This is a genomic window from Kitasatospora sp. NPDC001132 (genome assembly GCF_053598415.1).
In genome coordinates this window covers 192,685-215,969 of record NZ_JBSFKF010000006.1, presented here as the reverse complement: position 1 = coordinate 215,969, position 23,285 = coordinate 192,685, and the positions used below count along the sequence as shown (strand labels likewise).

General features: G+C 73.0%; 22 protein-coding genes. 15 read left to right on the top strand and 7 right to left on the bottom strand.

Annotated features, from left to right (window positions below; genetic code table 11):
• Positions 1-7: 7 nt before the first annotated feature.
• Together ACWDBE_RS11105 and ACWDBE_RS11100 are read right to left on the bottom strand one after the other, a co-directional pair.
• Positions 8-1,237 (bottom strand): acyl-CoA dehydrogenase family protein, encoded by a 1,230-nt coding sequence (locus ACWDBE_RS11105; protein ID WP_449807776.1) that lies wholly within the window; start codon positions 1,235-1,237, stop codon positions 8-10.
• Positions 1,238-1,383: 146 nt separating this feature from the next.
• Positions 1,384-2,127 (bottom strand): NAD-dependent epimerase/dehydratase family protein, encoded by a 744-nt coding sequence (locus ACWDBE_RS11100; RefSeq protein WP_449807775.1) that lies wholly within the window; start codon positions 2,125-2,127, stop codon positions 1,384-1,386.
• A gap of 120 nt (positions 2,128-2,247) precedes the next feature.
• Here ACWDBE_RS11100 and ACWDBE_RS11095 point away from each other — a divergent pair, with 120 nt between their 5' ends.
• From ACWDBE_RS11095 to ACWDBE_RS11070, 6 genes are read left to right on the top strand one after another with little or no spacing between them, the layout of a single operon-like run.
• Entirely contained in the window at positions 2,248-3,633 is a 1,386-nt protein-coding gene (locus ACWDBE_RS11095; RefSeq protein WP_449807774.1) for a cytochrome P450 family protein, read from the top strand.
• Between the two features lie 17 nt (positions 3,634-3,650).
• Positions 3,651-4,862 carry a methyltransferase domain-containing protein gene (locus tag ACWDBE_RS11090; RefSeq protein ID WP_449807773.1) on the top strand — a complete coding sequence of 404 codons (1,212 nt, stop codon included), beginning with the start codon at positions 3,651-3,653 and terminating at the stop codon, positions 4,860-4,862.
• 60 nt (positions 4,863-4,922) lie between these two features.
• Complete coding sequence (locus tag ACWDBE_RS11085) at positions 4,923-5,537, top strand: dTDP-4-dehydrorhamnose 3,5-epimerase family protein (protein WP_449807772.1); 615 nt, start codon at positions 4,923-4,925, stop codon at positions 5,535-5,537.
• A complete protein-coding gene (locus tag ACWDBE_RS11080; RefSeq protein ID WP_449807771.1) occupies positions 5,534-6,478 on the top strand; it encodes an NAD-dependent epimerase/dehydratase family protein in 945 nt (314 codons plus the stop codon). Before ACWDBE_RS11085 ends, ACWDBE_RS11080 begins: the two co-directional genes overlap by 4 nt.
• The gene (locus tag ACWDBE_RS11075) at positions 6,475-7,965 is read left to right on the top strand and encodes an NDP-hexose 2,3-dehydratase family protein (RefSeq protein ID WP_449807770.1); all 1,491 of its coding nucleotides are present in this window, start codon (positions 6,475-6,477) and stop codon (positions 7,963-7,965) included. Before ACWDBE_RS11080 ends, ACWDBE_RS11075 begins: the two co-directional genes overlap by 4 nt.
• Positions 7,965-9,230: a methyltransferase domain-containing protein gene (locus tag ACWDBE_RS11070; protein WP_449807769.1), complete on the top strand. Its 1,266-nt coding sequence runs from the start codon at positions 7,965-7,967 to the stop codon at positions 9,228-9,230. The genes ACWDBE_RS11075 and ACWDBE_RS11070 overlap by 1 nt, the downstream gene beginning before the upstream one ends.
• 89 nt (positions 9,231-9,319) lie before the next feature.
• Here ACWDBE_RS11070 and ACWDBE_RS11065 read toward each other — a convergent pair whose 3' ends face one another.
• On the bottom strand, positions 9,320-9,766 hold the full coding sequence (locus tag ACWDBE_RS11065) for a nuclear transport factor 2 family protein (protein WP_449807768.1): 447 nt from the start codon (positions 9,764-9,766) through the stop codon (positions 9,320-9,322).
• A gap of 228 nt (positions 9,767-9,994) precedes the next feature.
• Between ACWDBE_RS11065 and ACWDBE_RS11060 the strand changes: the two genes are divergently transcribed.
• From ACWDBE_RS11060 to ACWDBE_RS11050, 3 genes are all read left to right on the top strand, one after another.
• The gene (locus tag ACWDBE_RS11060) at positions 9,995-10,774 is read left to right on the top strand and encodes a cyclase family protein (RefSeq protein WP_449807767.1); all 780 of its coding nucleotides are present in this window, start codon (positions 9,995-9,997) and stop codon (positions 10,772-10,774) included.
• 77 nt (positions 10,775-10,851) lie between these two features.
• Positions 10,852-11,562 carry a class I SAM-dependent methyltransferase gene (locus ACWDBE_RS11055; RefSeq protein WP_449807766.1) on the top strand — a complete coding sequence of 237 codons (711 nt, stop codon included), beginning with the start codon at positions 10,852-10,854 and terminating at the stop codon, positions 11,560-11,562.
• Positions 11,563-11,716: 154 nt separating this feature from the next.
• Entirely contained in the window at positions 11,717-12,826 is a 1,110-nt protein-coding gene (locus ACWDBE_RS11050) for a DegT/DnrJ/EryC1/StrS family aminotransferase (protein WP_449807765.1), read from the top strand.
• Here ACWDBE_RS11050 and ACWDBE_RS11045 read toward each other — a convergent pair.
• Both ACWDBE_RS11045 and ACWDBE_RS11040 read right to left on the bottom strand, forming a co-directional pair.
• Positions 12,810-13,181, bottom strand: a complete 372-nt coding sequence (locus ACWDBE_RS11045; RefSeq protein WP_449807764.1) for an antibiotic biosynthesis monooxygenase family protein — start codon at positions 13,179-13,181, stop codon at positions 12,810-12,812. The genes ACWDBE_RS11050 and ACWDBE_RS11045 overlap by 17 nt on opposite strands.
• Positions 13,182-13,360: 179 nt before the next feature.
• Positions 13,361-15,313 (bottom strand): BTAD domain-containing putative transcriptional regulator, encoded by a 1,953-nt coding sequence (locus ACWDBE_RS11040; protein ID WP_449807763.1) that lies wholly within the window; start codon positions 15,311-15,313, stop codon positions 13,361-13,363.
• Positions 15,314-16,064: 751 nt separating this feature from the next.
• On the opposite strand from ACWDBE_RS11040, the gene ACWDBE_RS11035 reads away from it, so the two are divergent.
• The 5 genes from ACWDBE_RS11035 (at position 16,065) to ACWDBE_RS11015 (ending at position 20,471) form a co-directional block, all read left to right on the top strand.
• Complete coding sequence (locus tag ACWDBE_RS11035) at positions 16,065-17,357, top strand: beta-ketoacyl-[acyl-carrier-protein] synthase family protein (RefSeq protein ID WP_449807762.1); 1,293 nt, start codon at positions 16,065-16,067, stop codon at positions 17,355-17,357.
• A gap of 26 nt (positions 17,358-17,383) precedes the next feature.
• Entirely contained in the window at positions 17,384-18,610 is a 1,227-nt protein-coding gene (locus ACWDBE_RS11030; protein ID WP_449807841.1) for a ketosynthase chain-length factor, read from the top strand.
• Between the two features lie 17 nt (positions 18,611-18,627).
• Positions 18,628-18,891, top strand: a complete 264-nt coding sequence (locus ACWDBE_RS11025; RefSeq protein ID WP_449807761.1) for an acyl carrier protein — start codon at positions 18,628-18,630, stop codon at positions 18,889-18,891.
• Between the two features lie 311 nt (positions 18,892-19,202).
• On the top strand, positions 19,203-19,337 hold the full coding sequence (locus ACWDBE_RS11020) for a hypothetical protein (protein ID WP_449807760.1): 135 nt from the start codon (positions 19,203-19,205) through the stop codon (positions 19,335-19,337).
• 531 nt (positions 19,338-19,868) lie between these two features.
• Positions 19,869-20,471 (top strand): hypothetical protein, encoded by a 603-nt coding sequence (locus tag ACWDBE_RS11015; protein ID WP_449791521.1) that lies wholly within the window; start codon positions 19,869-19,871, stop codon positions 20,469-20,471.
• A 153-nt stretch (positions 20,472-20,624) separates the two neighbouring features.
• Here the strand turns inward: ACWDBE_RS11015 and ACWDBE_RS11010 are convergent, their stop codons facing one another.
• Together ACWDBE_RS11010 and ACWDBE_RS11005 are read right to left on the bottom strand one after the other, a co-directional pair.
• A complete protein-coding gene (locus ACWDBE_RS11010; RefSeq protein ID WP_449807759.1) occupies positions 20,625-21,023 on the bottom strand; it encodes a hypothetical protein in 399 nt (132 codons plus the stop codon).
• Positions 21,024-21,323: 300 nt separating this feature from the next.
• Positions 21,324-22,124 (bottom strand): exodeoxyribonuclease III, encoded by an 801-nt coding sequence (locus ACWDBE_RS11005; RefSeq protein ID WP_449807758.1) that lies wholly within the window; start codon positions 22,122-22,124, stop codon positions 21,324-21,326.
• 356 nt (positions 22,125-22,480) lie between these two features.
• On the opposite strand from ACWDBE_RS11005, the gene ACWDBE_RS11000 reads away from it, so the two are divergent.
• Entirely contained in the window at positions 22,481-23,254 is a 774-nt protein-coding gene (locus tag ACWDBE_RS11000; RefSeq protein ID WP_449793150.1) for a GntR family transcriptional regulator, read from the top strand.
• Positions 23,255-23,285: the final 31 nt, after the last annotated feature.

Sequence of the window (23,285 nt, the reverse complement as noted above, 5' to 3'; positions counted from 1 at the left end):
CCGTCACTCACGCCTTCGGGCCGCCGAGCACCGCCTCGGACAGCCAGTCCACCGCGTCGGGATAGGTGAACGGGTGCATGAACGCGCCCGCCCGCACGTCCCGGTAGAGCCGCGACAGCGGATGCGCCCCCGCGTAGGAGGCGCCGCCGATCACCACCAGGCAGTCCGAGACGATGTCGGGTGCCAGCCGGTTCACCATCAGCTTGGCGCACTGGAAGTCGGCCATCATGCGCCGCCCGCGCTCCGCCGGATCACCGTCGAAGCCGTACGCCAGCCAGTCCGCCACCGACAGCGTGCCCGCCACCGTCGTGCGCAGCGCGTACAGCCGGGCCTCGATCTCCGCGAGCAGCGTGCGCGTCCCGGCCCCCGCCGCCGAAAGCCCGCCCCGCTTGGCGAGCTCGGCCACCACGACGTCCCGCGCCGCCTGCGCCACCCCCGCGTAGATCCCCAGCATGGTGATCGAACTGACCGTCTGGCCCGCCAGGGACGCGTCCGACTGCTCCCCGACCGGCCCGCGCAGGAACACCTCCCCGGCCCGGATCGGACAGTCCTCCAGCACGACGTCCACGGTGCCGGAGGCCCGCATGCCCAGCCCGTCCCAGTTGTCCAGGACGGTCAGGCCCGGGGTCTCGCGCGACAGTACGGCCGCCGCCGAGCGGGCCACGCCGGCCACCTCCACCTGCGCCGAGACGACGAAGTCGGTCGCGAACGGCGCCATGCTCGCCAGGGTCTTGCGGCCGGTCAGCACCCAGCCGCCGTCCGGGGCCGGCCGCAGCCTGGTCACCACCCGGCCGCCGGGGGCGTCCTTGACGGTGGTGCACACCACGGCCTCGCCCGAGCCCATGCCGCGCAGCAGCCGCTCGGCCAGCGCCCGCGGCCCGTCGTCGCCGTGCCGCCACTCGTGGGTGAAGGTCAGCCCCCGGCTGAGCTGCATGTGCAGCGCCAGCGCGGTCGACGCGTCCGCCTCGGCGACCGTCGTCAGCGCCAGGGCGACGTCGTGCAGGGAGGTGACGCCCAGGCCGCCCAACTCCCGCGGCACGGTGGCGCCGAGCACGCCGCCGGCGCGCAGGGCCGCGAACACCTCGGTGCGGAAGACCCCCTCCCGGTCGGCCTGCCGGGCGCCGTCCCGGATCGCGGGCAGGTGCCCGGTGAGCTGGTCCAGCAGAGCCCGGCCGGCCGCGGTCCTCGGCGTGCGCAGATCCGCCGTGACCGCCCGGTGCCCGTCGTGTGTCGCCATCGCGTTCCCGCTTTCTTCGCTCGAAATCCGGCCGCCCGGTGCGATCGGGACGGCCTCGATGATGTCCGGTGCGGTTCGACGACCGTTCGAGAGCCGCTGCCCCGTCCCGAAAGTCGCTGTCCCGTCCAGGAGTTCGGTCCGGCCGGTCAGGCACCGGTCTCCCGCAGATAGCGGTCCAGCGCCCGCCGGTGGTAGCCGGGCCCGAAGGGCGGCTCGGCCGACCCAGGCACCAGCCGCCGCAGCTTCGCCATCGACGGGCAGTGCGAGAAGGCGCTGTCCCCGCCGCCGACGAGTTCCTCGGCCGCCTCCAGGCCCAGCCGCCGCTTCAGATGGGCCACCAGGTCCCGGACGTCCACGCAGTCGCCGGAGGCCACGTTCACCGTCTCGTTGCGCACGCCCGCGGCGAGCAGCCCGTCCACGAGCCGGACGAAGTCCGCCACGTGCAGCAGGTCGCGTCGGGCCCCCGGGTGCACCCGGACCAGCCCCGCCCTGACCTGCGCCAGCAGGGCCGGCACCAGCCGGAAGTCGGGCTCGTGCGGCCCGAGGACGTACGCCAGGCGCAGCACCAGGTGCTCGACGCCGGACTCTCGGATCACGGTCTCCAGGGCGTGCTTGTGCCGGCCGTAGCGGGTGCTGGGGACGAGCGGGTCGTCCTCCCGCCCCCGGCAGCCCGGGCTGCCGTACATGCTCACCGTGGAGAGGAAGACCAGCAGGTCACCCCGGTTGTGGCAGCGCGCGACCGTGTCCCGCACCAGCGCGGCCTCCCGCTCGTGCTCGGAGTCCGGAAGGTGCTGGCGGGGCACGCCCGCAGCCAGCACCGTCACCCCGGGGTGGGCCTCGCGCAGCGGCCACAGGTACCGGGCGATGAATCCCTTGCCGATGATGTCCATGACCGCGTCACCTTAGGGCGCGGGTGCCACGCCCCCCTCGTGGCCGGCTCGACGGCCCGCCCGGACCCGGCCACGGGAAGTCGAGGGGTGATCGAGGGGACCTGCCTAGCGTCCTTCCCCATGACAGCGAGCATGACCGACGGCGAGTTGGGGCGTGTGCTGCTGACCCTGCGCGGCGTGCAGTGGATCCTGGGCACCAAGGGCGATCCGTACGCGCTGCTGCTCCGTGCGGCCGGGGACGACCGCGCCGAACTGGGCCGGCGGGTCCGCGAGCGTGGCCCCCTGTACCGCAGCAGCGCCGAGGCGTGGGTGACGGCGGACCACGAGGTGGCCACCGCAGCGCTGGCCGACCGGCGGCTGACGCCCCGGCCCCCGCGGACCGCCACCCCGGCCGGTGAGCCGGCCGGCGAACCGGCGCCCTGGGACGTTCCCGCCCTGCACGAGGCGCTGCCGCTCGCCGAACTGCCCACCGGACTCGACCGCGAGGAGTACGAGCGGCTGGCGCGCTGGGCCGAACCGGTCCTCGGCGAACGGGCCGTGGGCCGCCTGCGGGCACCGGCCGTACGGGCCTACCGGAGCCGGGCGGCCGCCCTCGGCGAGCGGTTCGACATGGTGGACGACCTGATCCGGCCGGCCACCACCGAGACGGCCCGGGTGCTGCTCGGGCTGCCGCGACACCGGGCCGAGCGCTTCGCCGAACTGTGCGGCGCGACCGCCGGAGCGCTGGACGCGACGCTCTGCCCGCCCAGGCTGGACACCGCCCGCCGGCTGGGCGCCGCCCTGCCCGAACTCCGCGCCCTGCTCGCCGAGACGGTCGCGGACGCCGAGAAGGCGGTCGCCGGGAACACGTACGCCGGGAAGACGGTCGGGCGTGCGACCGGGGGCGGCCTGCCCGGCCGGCTGCTGCGGCTCCCGCCCCCGGACGGGCGTCCGGCGGCCGCAGCCGGCGACGTGCTGACCGTGAGCGTCCTGCTCGCGACGGTCGGCGTCGACGTCACCACCACGCTGGTCGGCAACGCGCTCGCCCTCCTGCTGGACCACCCCGAGCAGTGGCGGGCCCTGGTCGAGGACCCCGGGCTCGCCACCGCCTGCGTCGCCGAGACCCTGCGGCACACGCCGCCGGTCCGGCTGCGCCGGCTGCACGCCCGGCAGGACCTGGAACTCGCTGGGACCGGGGTGGCCGCCGGCGAGGAGGTGGTGGTGCTGGTCGAGGCAGCGCACCGCGACCCCCGGCGGCACCCCGACCCCGACCGGTTCGACCTCCGCCGGCCCGCCCACGACCGCCGGCTGCTCCCCGAGGACGGCCACCACGGCGGTCTCGTCGGCCCGGCGGCGCGGCTGGCGGCCGACGCGGCCCTGCGGGCCCTCGCCGCTGAGCTGCCCGACCTGACCCGTACCGGCGAGGTGCTGCGCCGGCTCCGCTCACCGATCACCAGCGGGGTGCTCCGCTTCCCCGCCGCCCGCCACGGAACCGTCCGGCGGCAGATCCCGCCCCGGGCCCGATGAATCCCGAGGAAGGCCCCATGTGCCGTGTCTGTGGAGGACCCGTCCGTCAGTTCTTCGACTTCGGGCGCCAGCCACTGTCCGACGCCTTCGTGGACCCAGAACGCGTCGACGAGGAGTACTTCTTCCGGCTCGCCGTGGGCGTCTGCGAGTCCTGCGGCATGACCCAGCTCCTGGAGGAGGTCGCCCGGGACCGCATGTTCCACGAGGCCTACCCCTACCACTCGTCCGGCTCGGCCCACATGCGGCGGCACTTCGAGCAGACCGCCGCCCGGCTGTCCCGTGACCACCTGCGCGGGCCCGACCCGTTCGTGGTGGAGATCGGCTGCAACGACGGGGTGATGCTGCGCGCCCTGGCCAAGGAGGGCATCCGCCACCTCGGCGTCGAGCCGTCCGGCGGCGTGGCCGAACTCGCCCGCCAGCAGGGCGTCCGGGTCCGCTCCGAGTTCTTCGAGGAGGCGACGGCGGCCGCGATCCTGGCCGCCGACGGCCCCGCCGACCTGGTCTACTCCGCCAACACCATCTGCCACATCCCCTACCTCGACTCCGTCTTCCGGGGCCTCGACACCCTGCTGGCCCCGGACGGCGCCTTCGTCTTCGAGGACCCGTACCTCGGTGACATCCTCGAACGCACCACCTTCGACCAGATCTACGACGAGCACTTCTACTTCTTCACCCTGACCTCGGTGCGAAACGCGGCCGTCCGCCACGGCTTCGAGGTCGTCGACGTCGAACGGCTGCCGGTGCACGGCGGCGAACTGCGCTACACCCTCAAGCGGGCCGGCTGCGGCACCCCGAGCCGGGCCGTGGCCGAACTGGCCGCCGAGGAGCGGCGCAGGGGGCTGGACAACCCCGAGGTGTTCGACGAGTTCGCCGTCCGCATCGAACGCATCCGCACCGAACTGACCACGCTGCTGAGGAAGTTGCGTGCGGAGGGCAAGCGGGTCGTCGGCTACGGCGCCACCGCCAAGAGCGCCACCGTGACCAACTACTGCGGCATCGGACCCGAGTTGATCGAATGGGTCTGCGACGTGACCCCGGCCAAGCACGGCAAGCTCATGCCCGGCTCGCACATCCCGGTCCGCCCCAGCGAGGCCCTGGCCCACCCCTACCCGGACTACGTGGTGCTGTTCGCCTGGAACCACGCCGAGGAGATCATGGCCAAGGAGCGGCTGTTCCGCGAGTCCGGCGGGCGCTGGATCGTCTACGCGCCGGAGGTCCGCGTCATCTGACCCCGCACCACCCCACCGCCGGTCCCCGCCGGCGCCACCACCAGCAACGAGGACGGTGACATGGAGTCGCGACAACTCGCCGTGGCCGGCGCGTTCGAGTTCCGGCCGAAGGTCTTCACCGACGAACGGGGGCTCTTCGTCTCCCCGTTCCAGGAGACGGCCGCCCGCGAGGCCCTGGGGCATCCCCTGTTCCCCGTGGCCCAGACCAACCACAGCCGCTCCCGGCGCGGCACGATCCGGGGCGCCCACTACACCCTCACGCCCCCGGGGGTCGCCAAGTACGTGTACTGCGCGCGCGGCCGGGCGCTCGACCTGGTCATCGACGTCCGGGTCGGCTCGCCCACGTACGGCCGCTCGGACGCCGTCCTGCTCGACCAGGAGGACTTCCGCGCCGTCTACTTCCCGGTCGGCGTCGCCCACGCCTTCGTGGCCCTGGAGGACGACACCGTGATGTCGTACATGCTCTCCGGCGAGTACGTCCCCGAGCACGAGCTGTCGCTCTCCGTCCTCGACCCGGCGCTCGGCCTGCCGCTGCCGCGCGACGTCGACCCGGTCATGTCCGAACGGGACCGGGCCGCGCCGACCCTGGAGGCGGCCGAGAAGAGCGGCACCCTCCCGGAGTACCGCGCGTGCCTCGACCTCGAACGGGCACTGTGCGGCCGCCCGGCCCGATGACCGCCGGGCCGCGGACGGGCGCCGTCGCCGTGATCGGCGCCACCGGCTGGGTCGGCGGCGCGGTGACCGCCGCGTTCGGCCGGGCCGGCCGACCCGTGGTCGAGGTCGCGCGCCGCCGGCCCCCGGACACCGTCGGCCGGCGCTTCCACGCCCTCGACGTCGCCGCCGCGGACCCAGCCGAGCTGGCCGCACTGCTCGCCGAGGCCGACGTGGACACCGTGGTCAACGCGGCCGGCGGCTGGGTCACCGGAGCGGCCGAGAACGAGCGCGCCCACGTCCGGCTGGTGGAGAACCTGCTGGCCGCGTGCGCGCGCACGCACCGGCCGCCGCGCCTGGTGCAGATCGGCTCCGTGCACGAGTACGGACCGCTGCCCGCCGGCACCGCCGTCGACGAGATCCGGGTGCCGAACCCCGGCTCCGTCTACGCCCGCACCAAACTGGCCGGCGCCGAGGCGGTGCTCCGCGCCACCCGTGAGGGTGCGGTGGACGGAGTGGTGCTGCGCGTCGTCAACCTGTGCGGCCCGGGCGTCGCGGCGGGGTTCCTGGGCGCCGCGGTCCGCCTGCTGCACGCCGCCACCCCGGACCGCCCGGCCGAGCTGACCGTGGCCGACGCCCACCGCGACTACCTCGACGTCCGGGACTTGGCCGGCGCCGTCCTCGCGGCCGCCACCGCCCCGGTGACCGGCCAGGTGATCAACGTGGGTCGCGGCGAGGCAGTACCCGTGAGCCGCCTGATCGACCTGCTCGTCGCCGCCGCGGCCCCGCCGCCCGGCGCGGTCCGGCGGCGCACCGCCCCGGTCGACTCCCGGGGCGGTGACTGGACCCTCGCCGACATCGGCCGCGCGGCCCGGCTGCTGGGGTGGCGACCGCAGGTGGACCTGCCCGCCTCGATCAAGGACATGTGGGACGCGTCCCGCACGGACCACCTGGAGCGAGCATGACCGAAGCAACCGCACGACCCGCGAGCCGGCGGCGCACCGCCGCCACCCCCCTGCGCGTCGCCGCCTCGGCCCGCGCCCGGCCCGACGGGCCCGCCTTCCGCCAGGACTTCCGCGACTGGTTCGCCGAGGCCGCGAAGCGCACCTTCACCTGGGTGGAACGGGCCCCGCTGGACGAACTCGCCGGCTGGCGGACCGACCCCGGCACCGGCAACCTGCGCCACCACACCGGTGGCTTCTTCACCGTGGAGGGCCTGGAGGTGCGGATCCCGGGCGGCCCGGTGCCGGCCTGGAGCCAGCCCATCATCAACCAGCCCGAGATCGGCGTCCTCGGCATCCTGGTCCAGGAGTTCGACGGAATCCTGCACTGCCTGATGCAGGCCAAGGTCGAGCCCGGCAACGCCAACGGGCTGCAGATCTCGCCGACCGTGCAGGCCACCCGCAGCAACTACACCGGCGTCCACGGCGGCCGGCCCGTACCGTACCTGGAACTGTTCCGGGACCCGGGCCCGGACGGCCCGCTGGTCGACGTGCGCCAGTCCGAACAGGGCTCCGCCTTCCATCACAAGCGGAACCGGAACATGGTGGTCGAGGCGTACGGGGACGTGGAGGTGCACGACGGCTTCCGCTGGTTCACCCTCGGCGAGCTGCACCAACTCCTCGCCGAGGACGACCTGGTCAACATGGACGCCCGGACCGTGCTGTCCTGCCTGCCGTTCGCCGACGCCCGGCTCGCCCGCGAACTCGGCCCGCCCGAGGACGAGTTCCGGGCGGCCCTGTTCCGCTCCTGCGACCCGTCCGCCGGGGCCCGGCACTCGCTGGACTCCGTGCTGAGCTGGATCACCGAGGCCCGCACCCGCACCGAGGTCCGGGTGCGCCGCGTCCCGCTCGCCGGACTGCCCGGCTGGCACCGCACCCCGGAGCGGATCTCGCACGAGAGCGGCGCCTTCTTCGACGTCATCGGCGTACGAGTGGAGGCCGGCGGCCGGGCGGTCGCCCAGTGGTCCCAGCCGATGATCGAACCGCACGGCACCGGCGTGGTCGCCTTCCTGACCCGGCCCATCGACGGGGTGCTGCACGTCCTGATGCACGCCCGGGTCGAGGCCGGCTACATGGACGTGGTGGAACTGGCCCCCACCGTCCAGTGCACCCCCGACTCCTACGCGCACCTGCCGGGCAGCGCCCGGCCGCGCTTCCTCGACGCGGTGGAGGCGGCTGACCCGGGCCGGATCCGCTTCCGGTCCGTGCTCTCCGAGGAGGGCGGACGCTTCCACCACGCCCGCAACGGCTACCTGATCGTCGAGAGCGACGCCGACACCGACGTCGCCCCCGACGACCCCGACTACCGGTGGATGACCGTGCACCAGCTCGTCGAGCTGCTGCGCCACAGCCACTACCTGAACATCCAGGCCCGCAGCCTGGTGGCCTGCCTGCAGAGCCTGCTCGTCCCCGGCGAGCCGGCGCCGACCGTGGAGAGGAAGGTGCCGTGATGCACCCCGACAACGTACGCCCGGTCACCCGGTGCCGGGTCTGCGAAGCCTCGGACTGGCAGGAGGTGGTCTCCTTCGGCGACGTGCCGCTGGCCAACGCCTTCCTGGAACCGGCCGCCTCCTACGTGGACGAGCCGGCGTACCCGCTGGGCGTGGTGTCCTGCCGCTCCTGCCGGCTGATGAGCGTCACCCACGTCGTCGACCCCGAGGTGCTGTACCGCACCTACAGCTACGTCACCTCGGACTCGGAGACCATGACCCGGCACATGGCGAAGGTCGCCGACCTGTGCCGGGAACGGGCCGGCCTCGCCCCCGGCGACCTGGTGGTGGAGCTCGGCAGCAACACCGGCCAGCAGCTCGCCGCCTTCGCCCCGCACGGCGCCCGGCTGCTCGGCGTGGACCCGGCCCGCAACCTGACGGCCGCCGCCGACCGGCTCGGAGTCCCCACCGTGCCCGAGTTCTTCACCGCCGGCACCGCCGGGTCCATCCGCCAGGACCACGGCCCGGCCCGGATCATCCTCGGTCGGCACGTCTTCGCCCACATCGACGACCTCGCCGGGGTGCTCGCCGGGGTGCGGGAGCTGCTCGCGTCCGACGGCGTGTTCGTCATCGAAGTCCCGTACGCGGTCGACCTGTTGGAGAAGAACGCGTTCGACACCATCTACCACGAGCACCTGTCGTACTTCCTGGTCCGCACGCTGGACACGCTGTTCACCCGGCACGGCCTCAGCCTGTTCGACGTGCAGCGGCTCCCGGTGCACGGCGGTTCCCTCCTCGCGTTCGTGGGACGCCCCGAGCAGGGGCGGCCGGTCGGCGCGGCCGTCGGGGCGCTGATCGCGGCCGAGGAACGGGCGGAGCTCGGCAGCGAGGCCGGCTACCGGGAGTTCGTCCGCGGCGTCCAGGCCGTCCGGGAGGAACTGCCCGCCCTGGTGCGGTCCCTGGTGGAGGAGGGCAACCGGGTCGCCGGGTACGGGGCGTCGGCCAAGGGCACCACGATCCTCAACATCTGCGGACTCGGCCCGGACGAGGTGGCGTACTGCACCGACACCACCGCCCTCAAGCAGGACAAGGTGCTGCCCGGCACCCACATCCCGGTGCGCAGCCCCGGTTGGGCGCGGACCGACCCGCCGGACGTCTACCTGATGTTGGCGTGGAACTACGCCGACGAGATCCTGCGCAAGGAGGAGGCCTTCCTGCGGGCCGGCGGCCGGTTCGTGCTGCCGTTCCCGAAGCCCGTCATCGTCTCGGCGGACTCGCTCCGCTGACGGCACGGCGGCCCGGGTGGCCCGGGCGGTCCGACGTGCGAGGCCCGGCGGAACGTCCTGGTGACGTTCCGCCGGGCCTCGCGCCGTGCTCAGGGCCGGTCGTCGCGGGTCACGTACCGTTCGCGCACCCGCCACTGCCCGTCCTCGACGACCAGCAGGTCCTCGCACACGCACATCAGCAGCAGCCGGGGGTCCTCGCCCCGGCGGGTCGCCACCACCTGCACGTACGAGCGCACCCGCACCGAACCGTCCGACGCCGGGTGCTCCACCGCCGCCGTGGACAGCACGTGCCGGCGGACCTCGCCCCCGGCCACCAGGGCCGCGTGCGCGGTGCGCACCCCGGCGGCCAGGGCGGCGTGCCCGCGGACCGGCTCGGGCAGCGACGGCGGCGCGAACAGGCCGTCCGCGGTGAAGGTGGCGGCCCAGGCCTCGGCCTCGCCGGAGTCCAGCAGCTGCATCTGCCGGGCGTAGAAGCGCCCCAGGTCGGCGCAGAGCGCCGGGTACGCCTGCTGTGCCGGGCCGACGGTGTCCGTCATGGTTCTCCCTCCTCGCCCGCGGGATCGCGGGACGCTGCCCGGATGTTCGCGCCCGCGCTTGGAGCCGGGCTGGTGCCCGGGCCCGCCTCCGGCTCCAGCCCGGCTCCACCGTTGTTCCGGAGCCGGCCGGAAGGATCCGGAGCCCGACGCCGCGGCCGGCTCCGACCCGAGGCCCCGGTCCGAGGCTGCGGCCCCGAGGTTGCCGCCCCGACCCCACGGAGGTGCCCTGTGCGGCTCATCGACCTGTCCTCGCCGGTGGACGCCACGCTCTGGGAACCCGATCCCGTGGAGCACGAGGTCCTCACGCCCCGCGAGGGTGCCGTGCACATGAGCGAGGAGATGCGCACCCACTTCGGCATCGAGGTCGGCCCCGACGAACTGCCCGACGGCGAGTTCCTCTCCCTGGACCGCCTCACCCTCACCACCCACACCGGCACCCACGTGGACGCGCCCTCCCACTACGGATCGCGGGCCGGCTACGGCGACGGCGTGCCGCGGCACATCGACCGGATGCCGCTGGACTGGTTCCTGCGGCCCGGCCTGCTCCTCGACCTCACCGACGCGCCCACCGGCGTCATCGGCGCGGACCGGCTGGAGCGCGAGTTCGTCCGGATCGGCCGCCGCCCCGCTCCGCTGGACATCGTCCTGCTGCACACCGGGGCACAGCGCCACCAGGGCACCCCGAAGTACTTCACCGAGTTCGCGGGCCTCGACGGGCCGGCCGTCCACCTGTTGCTGGACCTCGGCGTCCGGGTCATCGGCACGGACGCGTTCAGCCTGGACGCGCCGTTCGGCGACATCATCGCCCGCTACCGGGCCACCGGGGACCGCTCGGTGCTGTGGCCCGCGCACGTGATCGGCCGGGACCGCGAGTACTGCCAGATCGAGCGGCTCGCCAACCTGGAGGCGCTGCCCGGCCCGGAGGGTTTCCGGGTCTCCTGCTTCCCCGTCAAGGTGGCCGGGGCCGGGGCCGGCTGGGCCCGCGCGGTGGCGATCGTCGACGAATGAGCGGCCGCCGCCCGTGACCGGGCCCGCACGTGTACCCGCACCCGCATGTGTACCCGCACCCGCACCGAAGGAGTCCGATGTACGGTCAGGACCTGGCGGAGGTCTACGAACTGGTCTACCGCTCGCGAGGCAAGGACTGGGCCGCGGAGGCCACCGAGATCACCCGCCTGATCCGGGAACGGCTGCCCGGGGCGGACTCCCTGCTGGACGTCGCCTGCGGCACCGGCGCCCACCTGGAGACCTTCGCCGGGCGCTTCGGCCACACCGCGGGCCTGGAACTCGCCCCGGCGATGCTGGAGCGCGCCACCCGCCGGCTCCCCGGGGTGCCGCTGCACCGGGGCGACATGCGCGCGTTCGACCTCGGGCGCCGCTTCGACGCGGTGGTCTGCCTCTTCACCGCGATCGGCTACCTGCCGAACCTGGCCGGTCTGCGGGCCGCGGCCGCCGCGATGGCCCGCCATCTGCGGCCCGGCGGGGTGCTGGTGGTCGAACCCTGGTGGTTCCCGGAACGGTTCCTCGACGGGTACGTGGCCGGTGACCTCGCCAGTGACGAGCGGCGCACCGTCGCCCGGATCTCGCACTCCACCCGACACGGCCGCACCACCCGCATGGAGGTCCGGTTCGTGGTCGGCGAGGCCGACGGCATCCGGGAGTTCACCGAGATCGACCTGCTCACCCTGTTCACGCAGGAGGAGTACCTGGCCGCGTTCGCGGACGCCGGCTGCCCGGCGGAGTACCTCCGGCCGGACTGGACGGCGCGGGGGCTGTTCGTCGCCCGCCGTGACTGACACCGGCAGCGGTGTCGAACCGGGTGCGAGACGGATGCGAGTGCCGTCGGCTGGGATCGGAGCCCGTCGGCGCCCGTCCGAGCCCGGTCCGAGCTCCCCCGGAGCTTGTCGGAGCTTGTCGAAGCCTGTCGAAGACGAAAGGAAGAGAGTTCCTGTGACCATTCGCGTATGGGGATATCTGGACGAGTACGCCGCGGAACGGGAGGACATCCTCGACGCGGTGGACACCGTCTTCGGCTCGGGCCGGCTGGTCCTCGCCGACAGCGTCCGATCGTTCGAGGAGGAGTTCGCCGCCTGGCACGGCGTCCCGCACTGCGTCGGGGTGGACAACGGCACCAACGCCGTCAAGCTCGGCCTGGAGGCCCTCGGGGTGGGACCCGGGGACGAGGTGATCACCGTCTCGAACACGGCCGCCCCGACCGTGGTCGCCATCGTCGGCACCGGGGCGACCCCGGTCTTCGTCGACGTGGGCGAGGACTACCTGATGGACGTCTCCCAGGTGGAGGCCGCCATCACCCCGCGGACCCGCTGCCTGCTGCCGGTCCACCTGTACGGCCAGTGCGTGGACATGGCGCCGCTGGAGGAACTCGCCGAGCGGCACGGCCTGGCCGTGCTGGAGGACTGCGCCCAGGCCCACGGCGCCCGTCACCACGGCCGCCCGGCCGGGACCATGGGCCGGGCCGCCGCCTTCTCCTTCTACCCGACGAAGGTCCTCGGCGCGTACGGCGACGGCGGCGCCGTCCTCACCTCCGACGCCGAGGTCGACGGCGCGCTGCGCCGGCTGCGCTACTACGGCATGGAGGAGCGGTACTACGTGACCGCGCTGCCCGGCCACAACAGTCGGCTGGACGAGGTCCAGGCCGAGATCCTGCGGCGCAAACTCCGCCGCCTGGATAGCTATGTGACGGCTCGTCAGGACATCGCTCGGCGCTACGCCGTGGGGCTCGCCGACACCGGGCTGGTCCTCCCGGAGGCGGCCCCGGGCAACGAGCACGTGTACTACGTCCATGTGGTGCGCCACCCGCGCCGGGACGAGATCATCGAAGCGCTGCGGCCCCGGGGCATCGAACTCAACATCAGCTACCCGTGGCCGGTGCACACCATGACCGGCTTCGCCCACCTCGGTCACGGGGAGGGCTCGCTCCCCGTGACCGAGCGGCTGGCCGGTCAGATCTTCTCGTTGCCGATGTACCCCTCGCTGACCGCGGACGCCCAGGACCGGGTGATCGAGGCCCTGCGCGAGGTACTCAAGAACCTGTCCTGACCGGCCGGTCCGTCCCGTCCGCCGCCGGCCGGGAGAGCCGGGCCGCGTAGAGCCCGTTCTCACTCCGGCTCAGCGACCGCAGCGCGGTGGCGTGCGGGACGAAGTCCGGGTGCCCCACCGCGCGTCGGAAGGAGTCCCGGTCCCGCCACACGGCGAGGTTCACGTAGCCGGCCGGATCGTCCACCTCCCGCAGCAGGGTGTGCCGGACGAATCCCGGCTGCCGGGCCATGAAGGCGGAGGTGCGGTCGAAGACCTCCTCGAACTCCTCGGCCGGCCCGTGCACGGTGAACCGGTTGACGAACGTCACCTCGGCGCCGCCGGACGCTTCGGGGGACACGTGCTCTTCGTTCGGCATGGCGGGATCGTCCTCGTCTCGTGTGGGCGGATCGGCGGGCGGAGTGTCCGGCACCCCGCCCGGGCGCCTGCGCGCGGCAGCCGCGGACGCGTGTCGCCGAGCCTGACGGCTGGCTGTGGAGGATGCCTCGACAGCCGCTGACCGCCGTCGCGGGCCCGGTGGGCCGTGTCGGACGCGCCTCAGTGCACCGCCGCCTGCTGGACCAGCGGCCGGGCGACCAGCGCGTCCTCCTGCCGCTCCTGCGCGTAGGCGCGGGCCAGCCGGTCGAAGACGTAGCGGCCGATCCCGTCCCCGCACCGGTCGGTGGCCAGCAGGTGGTGGTCCGCCAGCTCTTCCAGGATGGTCTCCAGGTCCTGGACCGGGCGGCACAGCAGCTCGGCGGCCCGGCTCGCGGTGAACGGCGTCTCGTCCACCTCGCTGAGCAGCCGGAAGACCTCCTGCTCCGCGCTGGTCAGCCCGTGGTAGCTCGCCTCGAACCGGGAGCGCACGTCCAGCTCGCCGAGCCGGGCCACGTCCAGGATCCGGGGCGTCGCCCCGAGCCGGTCGGCGAGCACCGCGAGCGAGAGGCCCGGACCCGCCGCGAGCCGCCCGCCCACGCAGCGCAGGGCGAGCGGGTGACGGCCCAGCAGCTCGACGATCCGCAGCGCGGCCTCCGGCTGCCGCTCGACGCGCTGGCGGCCGGCCAGGGCCGCCAGGATCTCCAGGGCCTCCTCCAGGGGCGGCGCGTGCAGTTCGACGTGTTCGGCCTCCACCAGGGCGGCCATCCGGCGGCGGCTGGTGACCAGCAGCGCGCAGCGCGGGTCGGCGGGCAGCAGGTGCCGGATCCGGGCCGAGGACTCGACGTCGTCCAGCAGCACCAGGATGCGCCGCCCGGAGGTGCGGGAGCGGAACAGCGCCCCGCACTCCTCCAGGCTCTCCGGGATGCGTGAGGTCGGGACTTCGAGGGCCCGCAGGAAGCCGCGCAGCACGTCGGCGGGGTCGCGCGGCTCGGCGGAGGAGCCGCGCAGGTCCGCGTACAGCTGTCCGTCGGTGAAGCGGGTGCGGAGCGTGTGGGCGAGGTGCACGGCCACCGCGCTCTTGCCGATCGCGGGCGGTCCGCTGATCACGCCGATGCGGGCCGCGGTGCCGTGAGCCTCGGGGCCGTCCGGCTCGCGCAGCGCCGCGTCCAACTCCTTGAGGACGGCCTGTCGGCCGACGAACCCGGCCAGTCCGGCAGGCAGTTGGGCGGGTATCCCGATGGACTCGGACGGCGCGAGGGGCGGCGCCGGGAAGACCGCGGCGGGCGGCAGGAGGGTGGGGGAGGGGGCGTGCGCGGGCGTGCGCTCGCCGGCCGGGGCGAGGGCGGGCGCCACCGGTGCGGGCTGCGGGCCGCGCGGATCCGGGGGTTCGGCGGGCGAGTCGGAGAGCAGGGTGTACTGGAGCCGGGCGAGGTCGCTGCCCGGTTCGAGCCCCAGCTCGTCGATCATCTTCTGGCGCAGGATCCGGTACACCTCCAGCGCCTCGTGCCGGCGGCCGGACCGGTGCAGGGCCAGCATCAGCAGCCCGTGCAGGTGTTCGTGCAGCGGGTGGGCCAGGACCAGCGCCTTGAGCTCGCTGATGAGTTCGCGGTGCCGGCCGGTCTCCAGGTCGGCCTCGATCCGCAGTTCGAGGATGCGGAAGCGCAGCTCCTCCAGCCGGGTCACGTAGGAGAAGAGCCGTCCGCCGGTCTCGACGTCGGCGAGGGCGGGGCCCCGCCACAGGGCCAGGGCCCGCTCGAAGTTCTCCAGCGCCGCCACGGAGTCGTTCCGCAGGAGGAGCTCCTGGCCCCGCTCGGCCTCCCGCTCGAAGAGGCTGACGTCGATGCTGTCCTCCGGGATGCTGAGGATGTAGCCGCCCGGCTGGGTCTGCAGGAGGTTCCCCAGGCCCTGCTTCAGCAGGAGCTTGCGGAACTTGTAGATGTACGTCTGAAGGGTGGTGACCGCGCTCGGGGGCGGGAGTTCGGGCCATAGCTCGTCGATCAGTTCGGGCGCCTGCACCACGGTGTCGTGCCGCAGTATCAGCAGGGATATGACCTGACGCGGCTTGGGCGCGGTCGGCATGATGTTGCGCCCCCGCCACAGGATCTCGACGGGGCCCAAAAGCCGGAACTCCAAGATGTTCCTCCCGTTCAGGTGGGTCCTGACATCTTGTCGTGCTCGTAGCGGAGCATTGGGGGCGCTCCGGATGAGATCGAGCACGCATCTCGTCATCAGGTGATCGTCGCGACTTCACCGTAAGTCCTTGAATACATCTGGTCAATGACGGGCGGGGGGCCCGGAGGCGGCGAGCGAAGTCCCTGCCAAAAGGGTGAGATGTCCTGTTTGTCTGGTTTGACATTGCTTGCCAAAAGAAAAGTTCCCGTAAAGTCCGACCGATCGGGAAGTGGCGGATATTCGATCCCGGTGGGCGCGGTCGCGGTCGCCGCCCGGTGCTCGCCAGCTCGTGGGTTCCGTCCTTCGACCGGGGTCGACAGTTTGAACGCCGAGCGATCCCTTCCCGCCACCACCGCCGCGTCCGCCACCCGCCACGACCGGCGTGGGCAGCGCCTTCCCGGCCCCGGGCCGCACCGCCGCGCAGGTGTAGTCTCCGGCCAACGGGCCCCGTGCGCCCGTCTGTTCGAGTGATCCTCCAGCGGGATTCGAACGGGGGAGCGTCCCACCGGACGACCGGATCGGACGTCGGGCCCGCTTCCGGAGCCGCCGCCGGGCCTCGTGACGACCCTCCACGGGCCATTGAGCCGAATGCGAGCCGCTCCGCGCACGATCCCTCCGTGGACATTACCGCTGACGCCGGCCCGGAGATCCGCAGCGTCGGGACCGGAGCAGAGAACACGGATGAACGGCCGAAGGTAAAGGGGGGGTCGAAATGAGAGCGCCGGAGAATCGCCGCGCGGTAATCACCGGAATCGGGATCGTGGCACCTGGTGCGATCGGCGTGAAGCCGTTCTGGGAGTTGCTGACGTCCGGTCGGACCGCCACCCGCACCATCACCGCGTTCGACCCCTTGCCGTTCCGGTCCCGAATGGCGGCGGAATGCGATTTCGACCCGGCGGCGGAAGGGCTCACGCCCCGGCAGATCCGGCGGATGGACCGGGCCGCGCAATTCGCCGTCGTCGCCGCCCGCGAAGGAATCCAGGACAGCGGCATCGACCCGGACGCCCTGGACCGTTCCCGGGTCGGCGTCGTCATCGGCAGCGCTGTCGGCTGCACCACCAGTCTGGAGAACGAATACGCCGTCGTCAGCGACAGCGGGAGCCGGTGGCTGGTCGACCACACCTACGCGGTGCCACATCTGTTCGACTACTTCGTCCCCAGTTCGATCGCCACGGAGGTCGCGCACGACCGCATCGCGGCGGAGGGCCCCGTCTCCCTGGTGTCGACCGGCTGCACCTCCGGCCTGGACGCGGTCGGCCGGGCCGCCGATCTCATCGTGGACGGCACCGCCGACGTGATGGTGGCCGGCGCCACCGAGGCCCCCATCTCGCCCATCACCGTGGCCTGTTTCGACGCCATCAAGGCGACCAGCCCCTACAACGACCGGCCAGCCGAGGCGTCCCGGCCCTTCGACCGCACCCGGCGCGGCTTCGTCCTCGGCGAGGGCGCCGCGGTCTTCGTTCTGGAGGAGAGGGAGCACGCCCGCCGCCGGGGCGCCGAGGTCTACGCCGAGATCGCCGGGTACGCGGCCCGCTGCAACGCCTTCCACATGACCGGACTGCGCCCCGACGGACGGGAGATGGCGGAGGCGATCCGGGCGGCACTGGCGGAGGCCCGGACCGACCCGTCGGAGATCGACTACGTCAACGCCCACGGCTCGGGCACCCGCCAGAACGACCGGCACGAGACCGCGGCCTTCAAGCTCAGCCTCGGCGAACACGCCCGCCGCACCCCGGTCAGCAGCATCAAGTCCATGATCGGCCACTCGCTGGGCGCCATCGGCTCCCTGGAGATCGCCGCCTGCGCCCTCGCCATCCGGCACGACGTCGTGCCGCCCACCGCCAACCTGCGCGAGCCCGACCCGGAGTGCGACCTCGACTACGTGCCGCTGGAGGCCCGTTCGGTGGCCGTGTCCGACGTCCTCACGGTCGGCAGCGGCTTCGGCGGCTTCCAGAGCGCCATGGTGCTGACCGAGCCCGGCAGCCGGGGACGGGCCGCCGCGTGAGCGGGGCCGACCCGGTCGTCACCGGGATGGGCGTGCTGGCCCCGACGGGCCTGGGCCGAGACGAGCACTGGACGAACACCCTGGACGGCGCCTCGGCGATCGGCCCCGTCACCCGCTTCGACGCCGACCGCTACCCCAGCCGGCTCGCCGGTGAGGTCCCCCGGTTCGTCCCGGAGGAGCACCTGCCCAGCCGGCTCCTGCCGCAGACCGACCACATGACGAGGATGGCGCTGGTCGCCTCCGACTGGGCGCTCGCCGACGCCGGGGTCGATCCGGCCGCCCTGCCCGAGTACGGGGTCGGAGTCGTCACCGCCGCCTCCGCGGGCGGCTTCGAGTTCGGCCACCGGGAGCTGGAGAACCTGTGGGGGCGCGGCCCCGAATACGTCAGCGCCTACCAGTCCTTCGCCTGGTTCTACGCCGTCAACACCGGACAGATCTCCATCCGGCACGGGCTGCGCGGCCCCGCCGGCGCGCTGGTCACCGAACAGGCCGGCGGCCTCGACGCCCTGGGCCAGGCCCGCCGCGACCTGCGCCGCGGCCAGCGGATGGTCCTCGCCGGCGCGGTGGACGGATCCCCCTGCCCCTGGGGCTGGGTGGCCCAGCTCAGCACCGCCCGGATGAGCCGGCGGACCGACCCCACCCGGGCCTACCGCCCCTTCGATCCCGAGGCCGACGGCTACGTGCCGGGCGAGGGCGGCGCGTTGCTCGTCCTGGAGCGCGAGGACGCGGCCCGCGCGCGGGGAGCCCTGGACGACGGCCGCTGGTACGGCCGGATCACCGGCTACGCGGCCACCTTCGACCCGCCGCCGGACTCCGGCCGACCCGCGAACCTGCTGCGCGCCGCCCGAGCGGCCCTCGACGACGCCGGGCTGCGGCCCGGCGACATCAGCGTGGTCTTCGCCGACGCGGCCGGCACCCGGGCGGAGGACGCGGTCGAGGCCGAAGCCCTGCGCAGCCTCTTCGGCCCGTACGGCGTACCGGTCACCGCCCCCAAGACCATGACCGGACGGCTGAGTTCGGGTGGCCCCGCGCTCGACGTGGCCACGGCCCTGCTGGCCCTGCGCGACGGCGTCATCCCCCCGACCGTCAACGTCGCCCGGCCGCTGCCCGAGCACACCCTCGACCTGGTGACGAGCCCGCGCCGGGGCCCGCTGAGTACGGCGCTGATCCTCGCCCGCGGGCACGGCGGGTTCAACTCGGCCCTGGTCGTGGCCGGACCCGGCGGGCCCCCGTCCGATCCCACCCAACCGTGACCGGAGAAGAGACCACCATGACCCAGCTGACCACCGACCGGCTCCTGGCGATCCTGCGCGAGTGCGCCGGCGAGGGTGACCCCCTGGAGCCCACCGACCAGCCCGAGGAGCTCGACTTCGCCGTCCTGGGCTACGACTCGCTGGCCCTGCTGGAGGCGCTCAGCAGGCTGAAGCGCGAGTTCGGCATAGACATCGAGGAGGATGAGTTCGCCGCCGTCAGGACCCCCGCCGAGCTCACCACGCTCGTCAACCGCCTCCTGGCTCGGTCTCCCTCCGCCTGACGGCCCTCGCCACACCCGACGGCCGCACCCCCGACGGTCATCGGCGGCGGCACCACCCCACCCTGACACTCCCGAGTGACCACCCTCCGGGCCACCGGATTGGCTGCCTCCGATGCCGTCGACCACGTCCTCGGCCAACTCTCCCCAACAAGCCGAAGATGAGCGATAAGTTGGTCGAGCGTCGGGCACTGTAGTCATCGAGGAGTTGGCCACGATCAAGCCCGGATCTGCCGAATCATCCAACCGAGGAGTCCTGGGCTGGCAGGATGGCCGGACCGGTAGTTGACGCCGGTGCTGGACGAGGAGCATGTGTGGGACCGCATGTGATCAACGATCGCTTCCTGCTGGTGGGAGACAGCGCGCGCAGCGGCGGTCTGTCGAAGGTGCGCAAGGCCGTCGACACGGCAAATAGCGACAGTGGCAGGCAGTTCGCGGCGATCAAGTGACTCAAGCGGCGCGACGACGAAATCACCAAGGTCTTCCTGGAACCGGAGACCGTCGCACTCGAAGCTGTCGAGCACCCTCATATCGTGCGGATGCCGGAGTCGGGCTGGGACCCGGTGCTGGAGCGGTACTACATCGCCCTGGAGTGGATGGAACGCAGCCTGAAGGACGATCGACGATCTACAGGCTCGTCGGCCCGTCGGCTGGGACGCCTACTTCGAGAAGATCGTGTCACCACCTTGTAACAGTCAGCGATGATCAAGGAGCGGCACAGGTTCGGGCCCACCGGCCGGGACCGCGCGGCGAAGCCCCGGACGGGCATCGCTCCGGGTGAGAGGTTCGCCTGTTCGGCTCAGCGAGGATGACGGCCAGGAGACGGCGCCCGGAGACCTTCCTACCGTTGGACCCCGGGAGGCTGCATCCCCGCGGAGCCCGGCCGAGGACCTCTCGCCCGTGGGCCACCGCTCACACCGAACCCGGCAGTCGACTTCCACCGTGACCACGCAGGGTCCGGGTCGAAGGAGATGAAGGACATGAACAGCACGCGCACCGCCCGCACGCCCGCGACACCCGCACTGAACGGGTGCCGGACATCACGCCGCCGCCTTCGGGCACGGACCGGGCTCGCCGCGACCGCCACGGCCCTGTCGCTGCTGCCGATCGCCCCGTCCACCGCCAGCGCGGCACCCCACCTCCCGCTCACACAGATCGTGCGGGAGGCCAAGGTGAAGGCGCAGCAGGAACACCCCGGCTCGCAGTTCTACGACGCGTACGCCGTCCTGCTGACACCCACGACCAACCCCAATGACGTCCAGGCCTGGTGGATCCGCTTCCGGGCCAAGGGCTCGGAGCCGTCCTTCGAGTACAAGTACTCGACCACCGGTCAGTACCAGAGCACGCAGCCGTGGAGCGTCCCGATCGGGATCCAGGCCATCTCCCCGTTCACCATGACGGAAGTCCAGGCCCACGATCTGGCCGTCAAGGCCGGGCACACCGGCGCGTTCAAGCCCCTGTACCTCAATGAGCCCGTCGTGCAGAACCCGCATCCCACCTACTACTTCTGCATTCCCAGCGAGGGCAGGACGGTGGCGGTGGACACCGTGACGGGCCACGTCACCACGCCGTGGTCGTGCTAGTGACCACGGTGTGAGCCCTGTTCGGTGGCCGTCACCCAGCGGGGGTGACGGCCATCGGCAACTGGCGACCCCTGCCGTCCGCCCGCTCGGTGCCGCCGACCGGGCGGGCGATAAGGGTCGCCAGCCTGGAGCGTGAAGGGCGGCTGCCGCCGGTCAGCCGGGCCCGGGTACGAGCGGGGGCCGTGCCGGTTCGGCCGGTCGCCGCGGATCCGCGTCGGCCGTTGCGGCCACCATGCTCTGTGTCGTTGGCATCGCCCCGGTGGCGCTGTCCGGGACCGCCCCCGCGCAGGGCACCTGCACGGTCTCGGGCCCACCACCACCTGTACGTTCGCCTTCACGGGCGCCGAGCAGACGTTCGCCGCCCCGAGCGGCGTCACCCAGGTCGACGTCACGGCGATCGGCGCGGCCGGCGGCCTGGAGGGTGTCAACAAGACGCCCGGCCACCTCGCCGCTGCTGATCTCGGGGATGCGGCGAGGCAGCATGGTGGTCTGGAGTGTGGTCGCGAATTCGCGTTCCTGTAGCGGAGCCTCGCGCAGCCACGGCTCGGGCACGGTGAGGCTGAGGTCGGCGAAGCTGGCGCGGACGGCGTCGGTGTTGACGGTGCTGGTGTCGACCAGGGTGCCGTCGGAATCGAAGATGGCCGCCTCCGGCCCCAGGGCGCTGGAGTGTCGACAATGCCACCGGAGCCGGCGATCGACTCACTTTGTAAAACGCTCCAGCGGGGAAGTCCGCTGGAGCGTGAGGCCGGTGTCGCGTCGGCCTGCAGATGAGAGGGAATTCTGGCACGGCCGGGTTTTAGCGGCCTCTGGCGGCCTCTCGGTGCTGCTGAACTATCGCCGGCTGTCGGCCGGTTAGTCGAGATCGAACACGGCGGTGACGGGCGCGTGGTCGGACCAGCGGTCGGCGTGGGTGGCCGCCCGCTCGACGTAGGCCTCGACGGCCTTGTCGGCGAGATTCTTGGTGGACACGATCAGGTCGATGCGCCAGCCGGAGTCGTTGTCGAAGGCGCGGCCGCGGTAGGACCACCAGGAGTAGGGGCCGGTGCGGTCGGGGTGGAGGGCGCGGACGACGTCGACGTAGCCGGCCTCGTCGTAGACGCGGGAGAGCCAGGCGCGCTCTTCGGGGAGGAAGCCGGCGGACTTCTGGTTGGACTTCCAGTTCTTGAGGTCCTCGGGGCGGTGGGCGATGTTCCAGTCGCCGCAGACGACGACCTCGCGGCCGTCGGCGGCGGCGCGGGTGCGCAGGGCGGTGAGGTGGACGAGGAACTCCGCCATGAAGCGTTCCTTCTCGTCCTGGCGCTCGGTGCCGACCTCGCCGGAGGGGAGGTAGAGGCTGGCGACGGTCAGGCCCGGCAGGTCGATCTCGACGTATCGGCCCGAGTTGTCGAACTCCTCGGAGCCGAACCCGATCACCGTGCGCTGCGGCTCCTGCCGGGAGAGGATGGCGACGCCGGCCCTGCCCTTGGCGGCGGCGGGGGCCCAGACCGCGTGCCAGCCGTCCAGGTCGCGCAACTCCACGGGCAGCTGCGCGGGTTCCGAGCGCACCTCCTGGAGGCACACCACATCCGCCTCGGTGCCGGCCAGCCACTCGACGAAGCCCTTCTTGGCCGCTGCCCGGATTCCGTTCACGTTCACACTCGTCACCACGATCACCCGGGCAGCCTACCGACTGGTGGTTGCCGACCCGAATCGTGACGCGCGGGCCGACGGCCCCGGCGGGCGCGGACGCGGCCCCGGACGCGGCCCCGGATCCGGGTGCCGACGTGGATGGTGACAGCGGCTGCCAGGAGCTGTCGTGAACGCGGCATGAAGATGTGCGGCCGCCCCATCAAGCCGCGCCATTGGTCTTGACCATCTCCGGACGGAACGCCTAGGGTCACTTACTGCAAGGACCTTTAATAAAGAAGGACGGATAAAGGCCCGCTCTCCCACCTGCCGCGACAGCGGACAGTGGGCCCGGGATCCGGCCTCCTTGCCGCAGGGCGGACAGCATCAGGGTGGAGGACACGGTGGGGACGACAGGACAGCTTTCTGCGGTGCCGGAGCCGAAGTACTGGCACCTGCGCACGGTGCTGCTGCGGGCCATCGACTCGGAGTTCTCCACCGGTCAGGTCCTGCCCAACGAGCGCGAGCTCTCGGCCCGTTTCGGCGTCGCCCGGGCCACGCTGCGGCAGGCGCTCGACCAGCTGGAGCTGGAGGGCCGCCTGGTGCGCCGCCGGGGGATCGGCACCCTGATCGCCGCCCCGCGGGTCGGCGTCCCGGTCAGCCGGCAGGACGAGGGCTGGCCCGGCGCCGCGCGCAGCCAGTCCTGGCGCACGATCGACTGCACCACCGCCCCCGCCCCCGCCCAGCTGGCGAAGGCCCTCGGCATCGCCGAGGGTGCCACCGTGCACACCGTGCGCCGGGTCCGCCTGGTCGAGGGTCGCGCGGTGGCCACCGAGGCACTGCACGTTCCGGCCGCCGCCCTGCCGCACCTGCCGGGCTTCCGCGCCGAGAGCGACCGCGCCCGTTCGGTGCTGCGCCAGCTGGAGCGCCTGGAGGTGGACGGCGAGTCCCGCTCGGTGGAGCTGGGCGTCGCCGAGGCCGAGCAGGCCGCGCTGCTGGAGCGCCCGCCCGGCGCGCCGGTGCTGGTGATGACCACCCAGTACGCCTCGGCCGGCCGGCTGGTGGCGCTGGCCGTCTCCACCTACCGGGCGGACACCTGCAAGCTGACCTTCGGCGAGGCCGGACTCGTCGAGGTCACCCCGGTCGGCGCGACGGCCGAGGTCCGTACCGCCTCCTGAACCATTTTCCGAACACCCTCAGGTAGGGGCC

What these genes read in the sequence shown, in the direction of transcription:
- ACWDBE_RS11105 (WP_449807776.1), bottom strand. Translation starts at nt 1,237, where the DNA reads ATGGCGACACACGACGGGCACCGGGCGGTCACGGCGGATCTGCGCACG.
- ACWDBE_RS11100 (WP_449807775.1), bottom strand. Translation starts at nt 2,127, where the DNA reads ATGGACATCATCGGCAAGGGATTCATCGCCCGGTACCTGTGGCCGCTG.
- ACWDBE_RS11095 (WP_449807774.1), top strand. Translation starts at nt 2,248, where the DNA reads ATGACAGCGAGCATGACCGACGGCGAGTTGGGGCGTGTGCTGCTGACC.
- ACWDBE_RS11090 (WP_449807773.1), top strand. Translation starts at nt 3,651, where the DNA reads ATGTGCCGTGTCTGTGGAGGACCCGTCCGTCAGTTCTTCGACTTCGGG.
- ACWDBE_RS11085 (WP_449807772.1), top strand. Translation starts at nt 4,923, where the DNA reads ATGGAGTCGCGACAACTCGCCGTGGCCGGCGCGTTCGAGTTCCGGCCG.
- ACWDBE_RS11080 (WP_449807771.1), top strand. Translation starts at nt 5,534, where the DNA reads ATGACCGCCGGGCCGCGGACGGGCGCCGTCGCCGTGATCGGCGCCACC.
- ACWDBE_RS11075 (WP_449807770.1), top strand. Translation starts at nt 6,475, where the DNA reads ATGACCGAAGCAACCGCACGACCCGCGAGCCGGCGGCGCACCGCCGCC.
- ACWDBE_RS11070 (WP_449807769.1), top strand. Translation starts at nt 7,965, where the DNA reads ATGCACCCCGACAACGTACGCCCGGTCACCCGGTGCCGGGTCTGCGAA.
- ACWDBE_RS11065 (WP_449807768.1), bottom strand. Translation starts at nt 9,766, where the DNA reads ATGACGGACACCGTCGGCCCGGCACAGCAGGCGTACCCGGCGCTCTGC.
- ACWDBE_RS11055 (WP_449807766.1), top strand. Translation starts at nt 10,852, where the DNA reads ATGTACGGTCAGGACCTGGCGGAGGTCTACGAACTGGTCTACCGCTCG.
- ACWDBE_RS11045 (WP_449807764.1), bottom strand. Translation starts at nt 13,181, where the DNA reads ATGCCGAACGAAGAGCACGTGTCCCCCGAAGCGTCCGGCGGCGCCGAG.
- ACWDBE_RS11035 (WP_449807762.1), top strand. Translation starts at nt 16,065, where the DNA reads ATGAGAGCGCCGGAGAATCGCCGCGCGGTAATCACCGGAATCGGGATC.
- ACWDBE_RS11030 (WP_449807841.1), top strand. Translation starts at nt 17,384, where the DNA reads ATGGGCGTGCTGGCCCCGACGGGCCTGGGCCGAGACGAGCACTGGACG.
- ACWDBE_RS11025 (WP_449807761.1), top strand. Translation starts at nt 18,628, where the DNA reads ATGACCCAGCTGACCACCGACCGGCTCCTGGCGATCCTGCGCGAGTGC.
- ACWDBE_RS11015 (WP_449791521.1), top strand. Translation starts at nt 19,869, where the DNA reads ATGAACAGCACGCGCACCGCCCGCACGCCCGCGACACCCGCACTGAAC.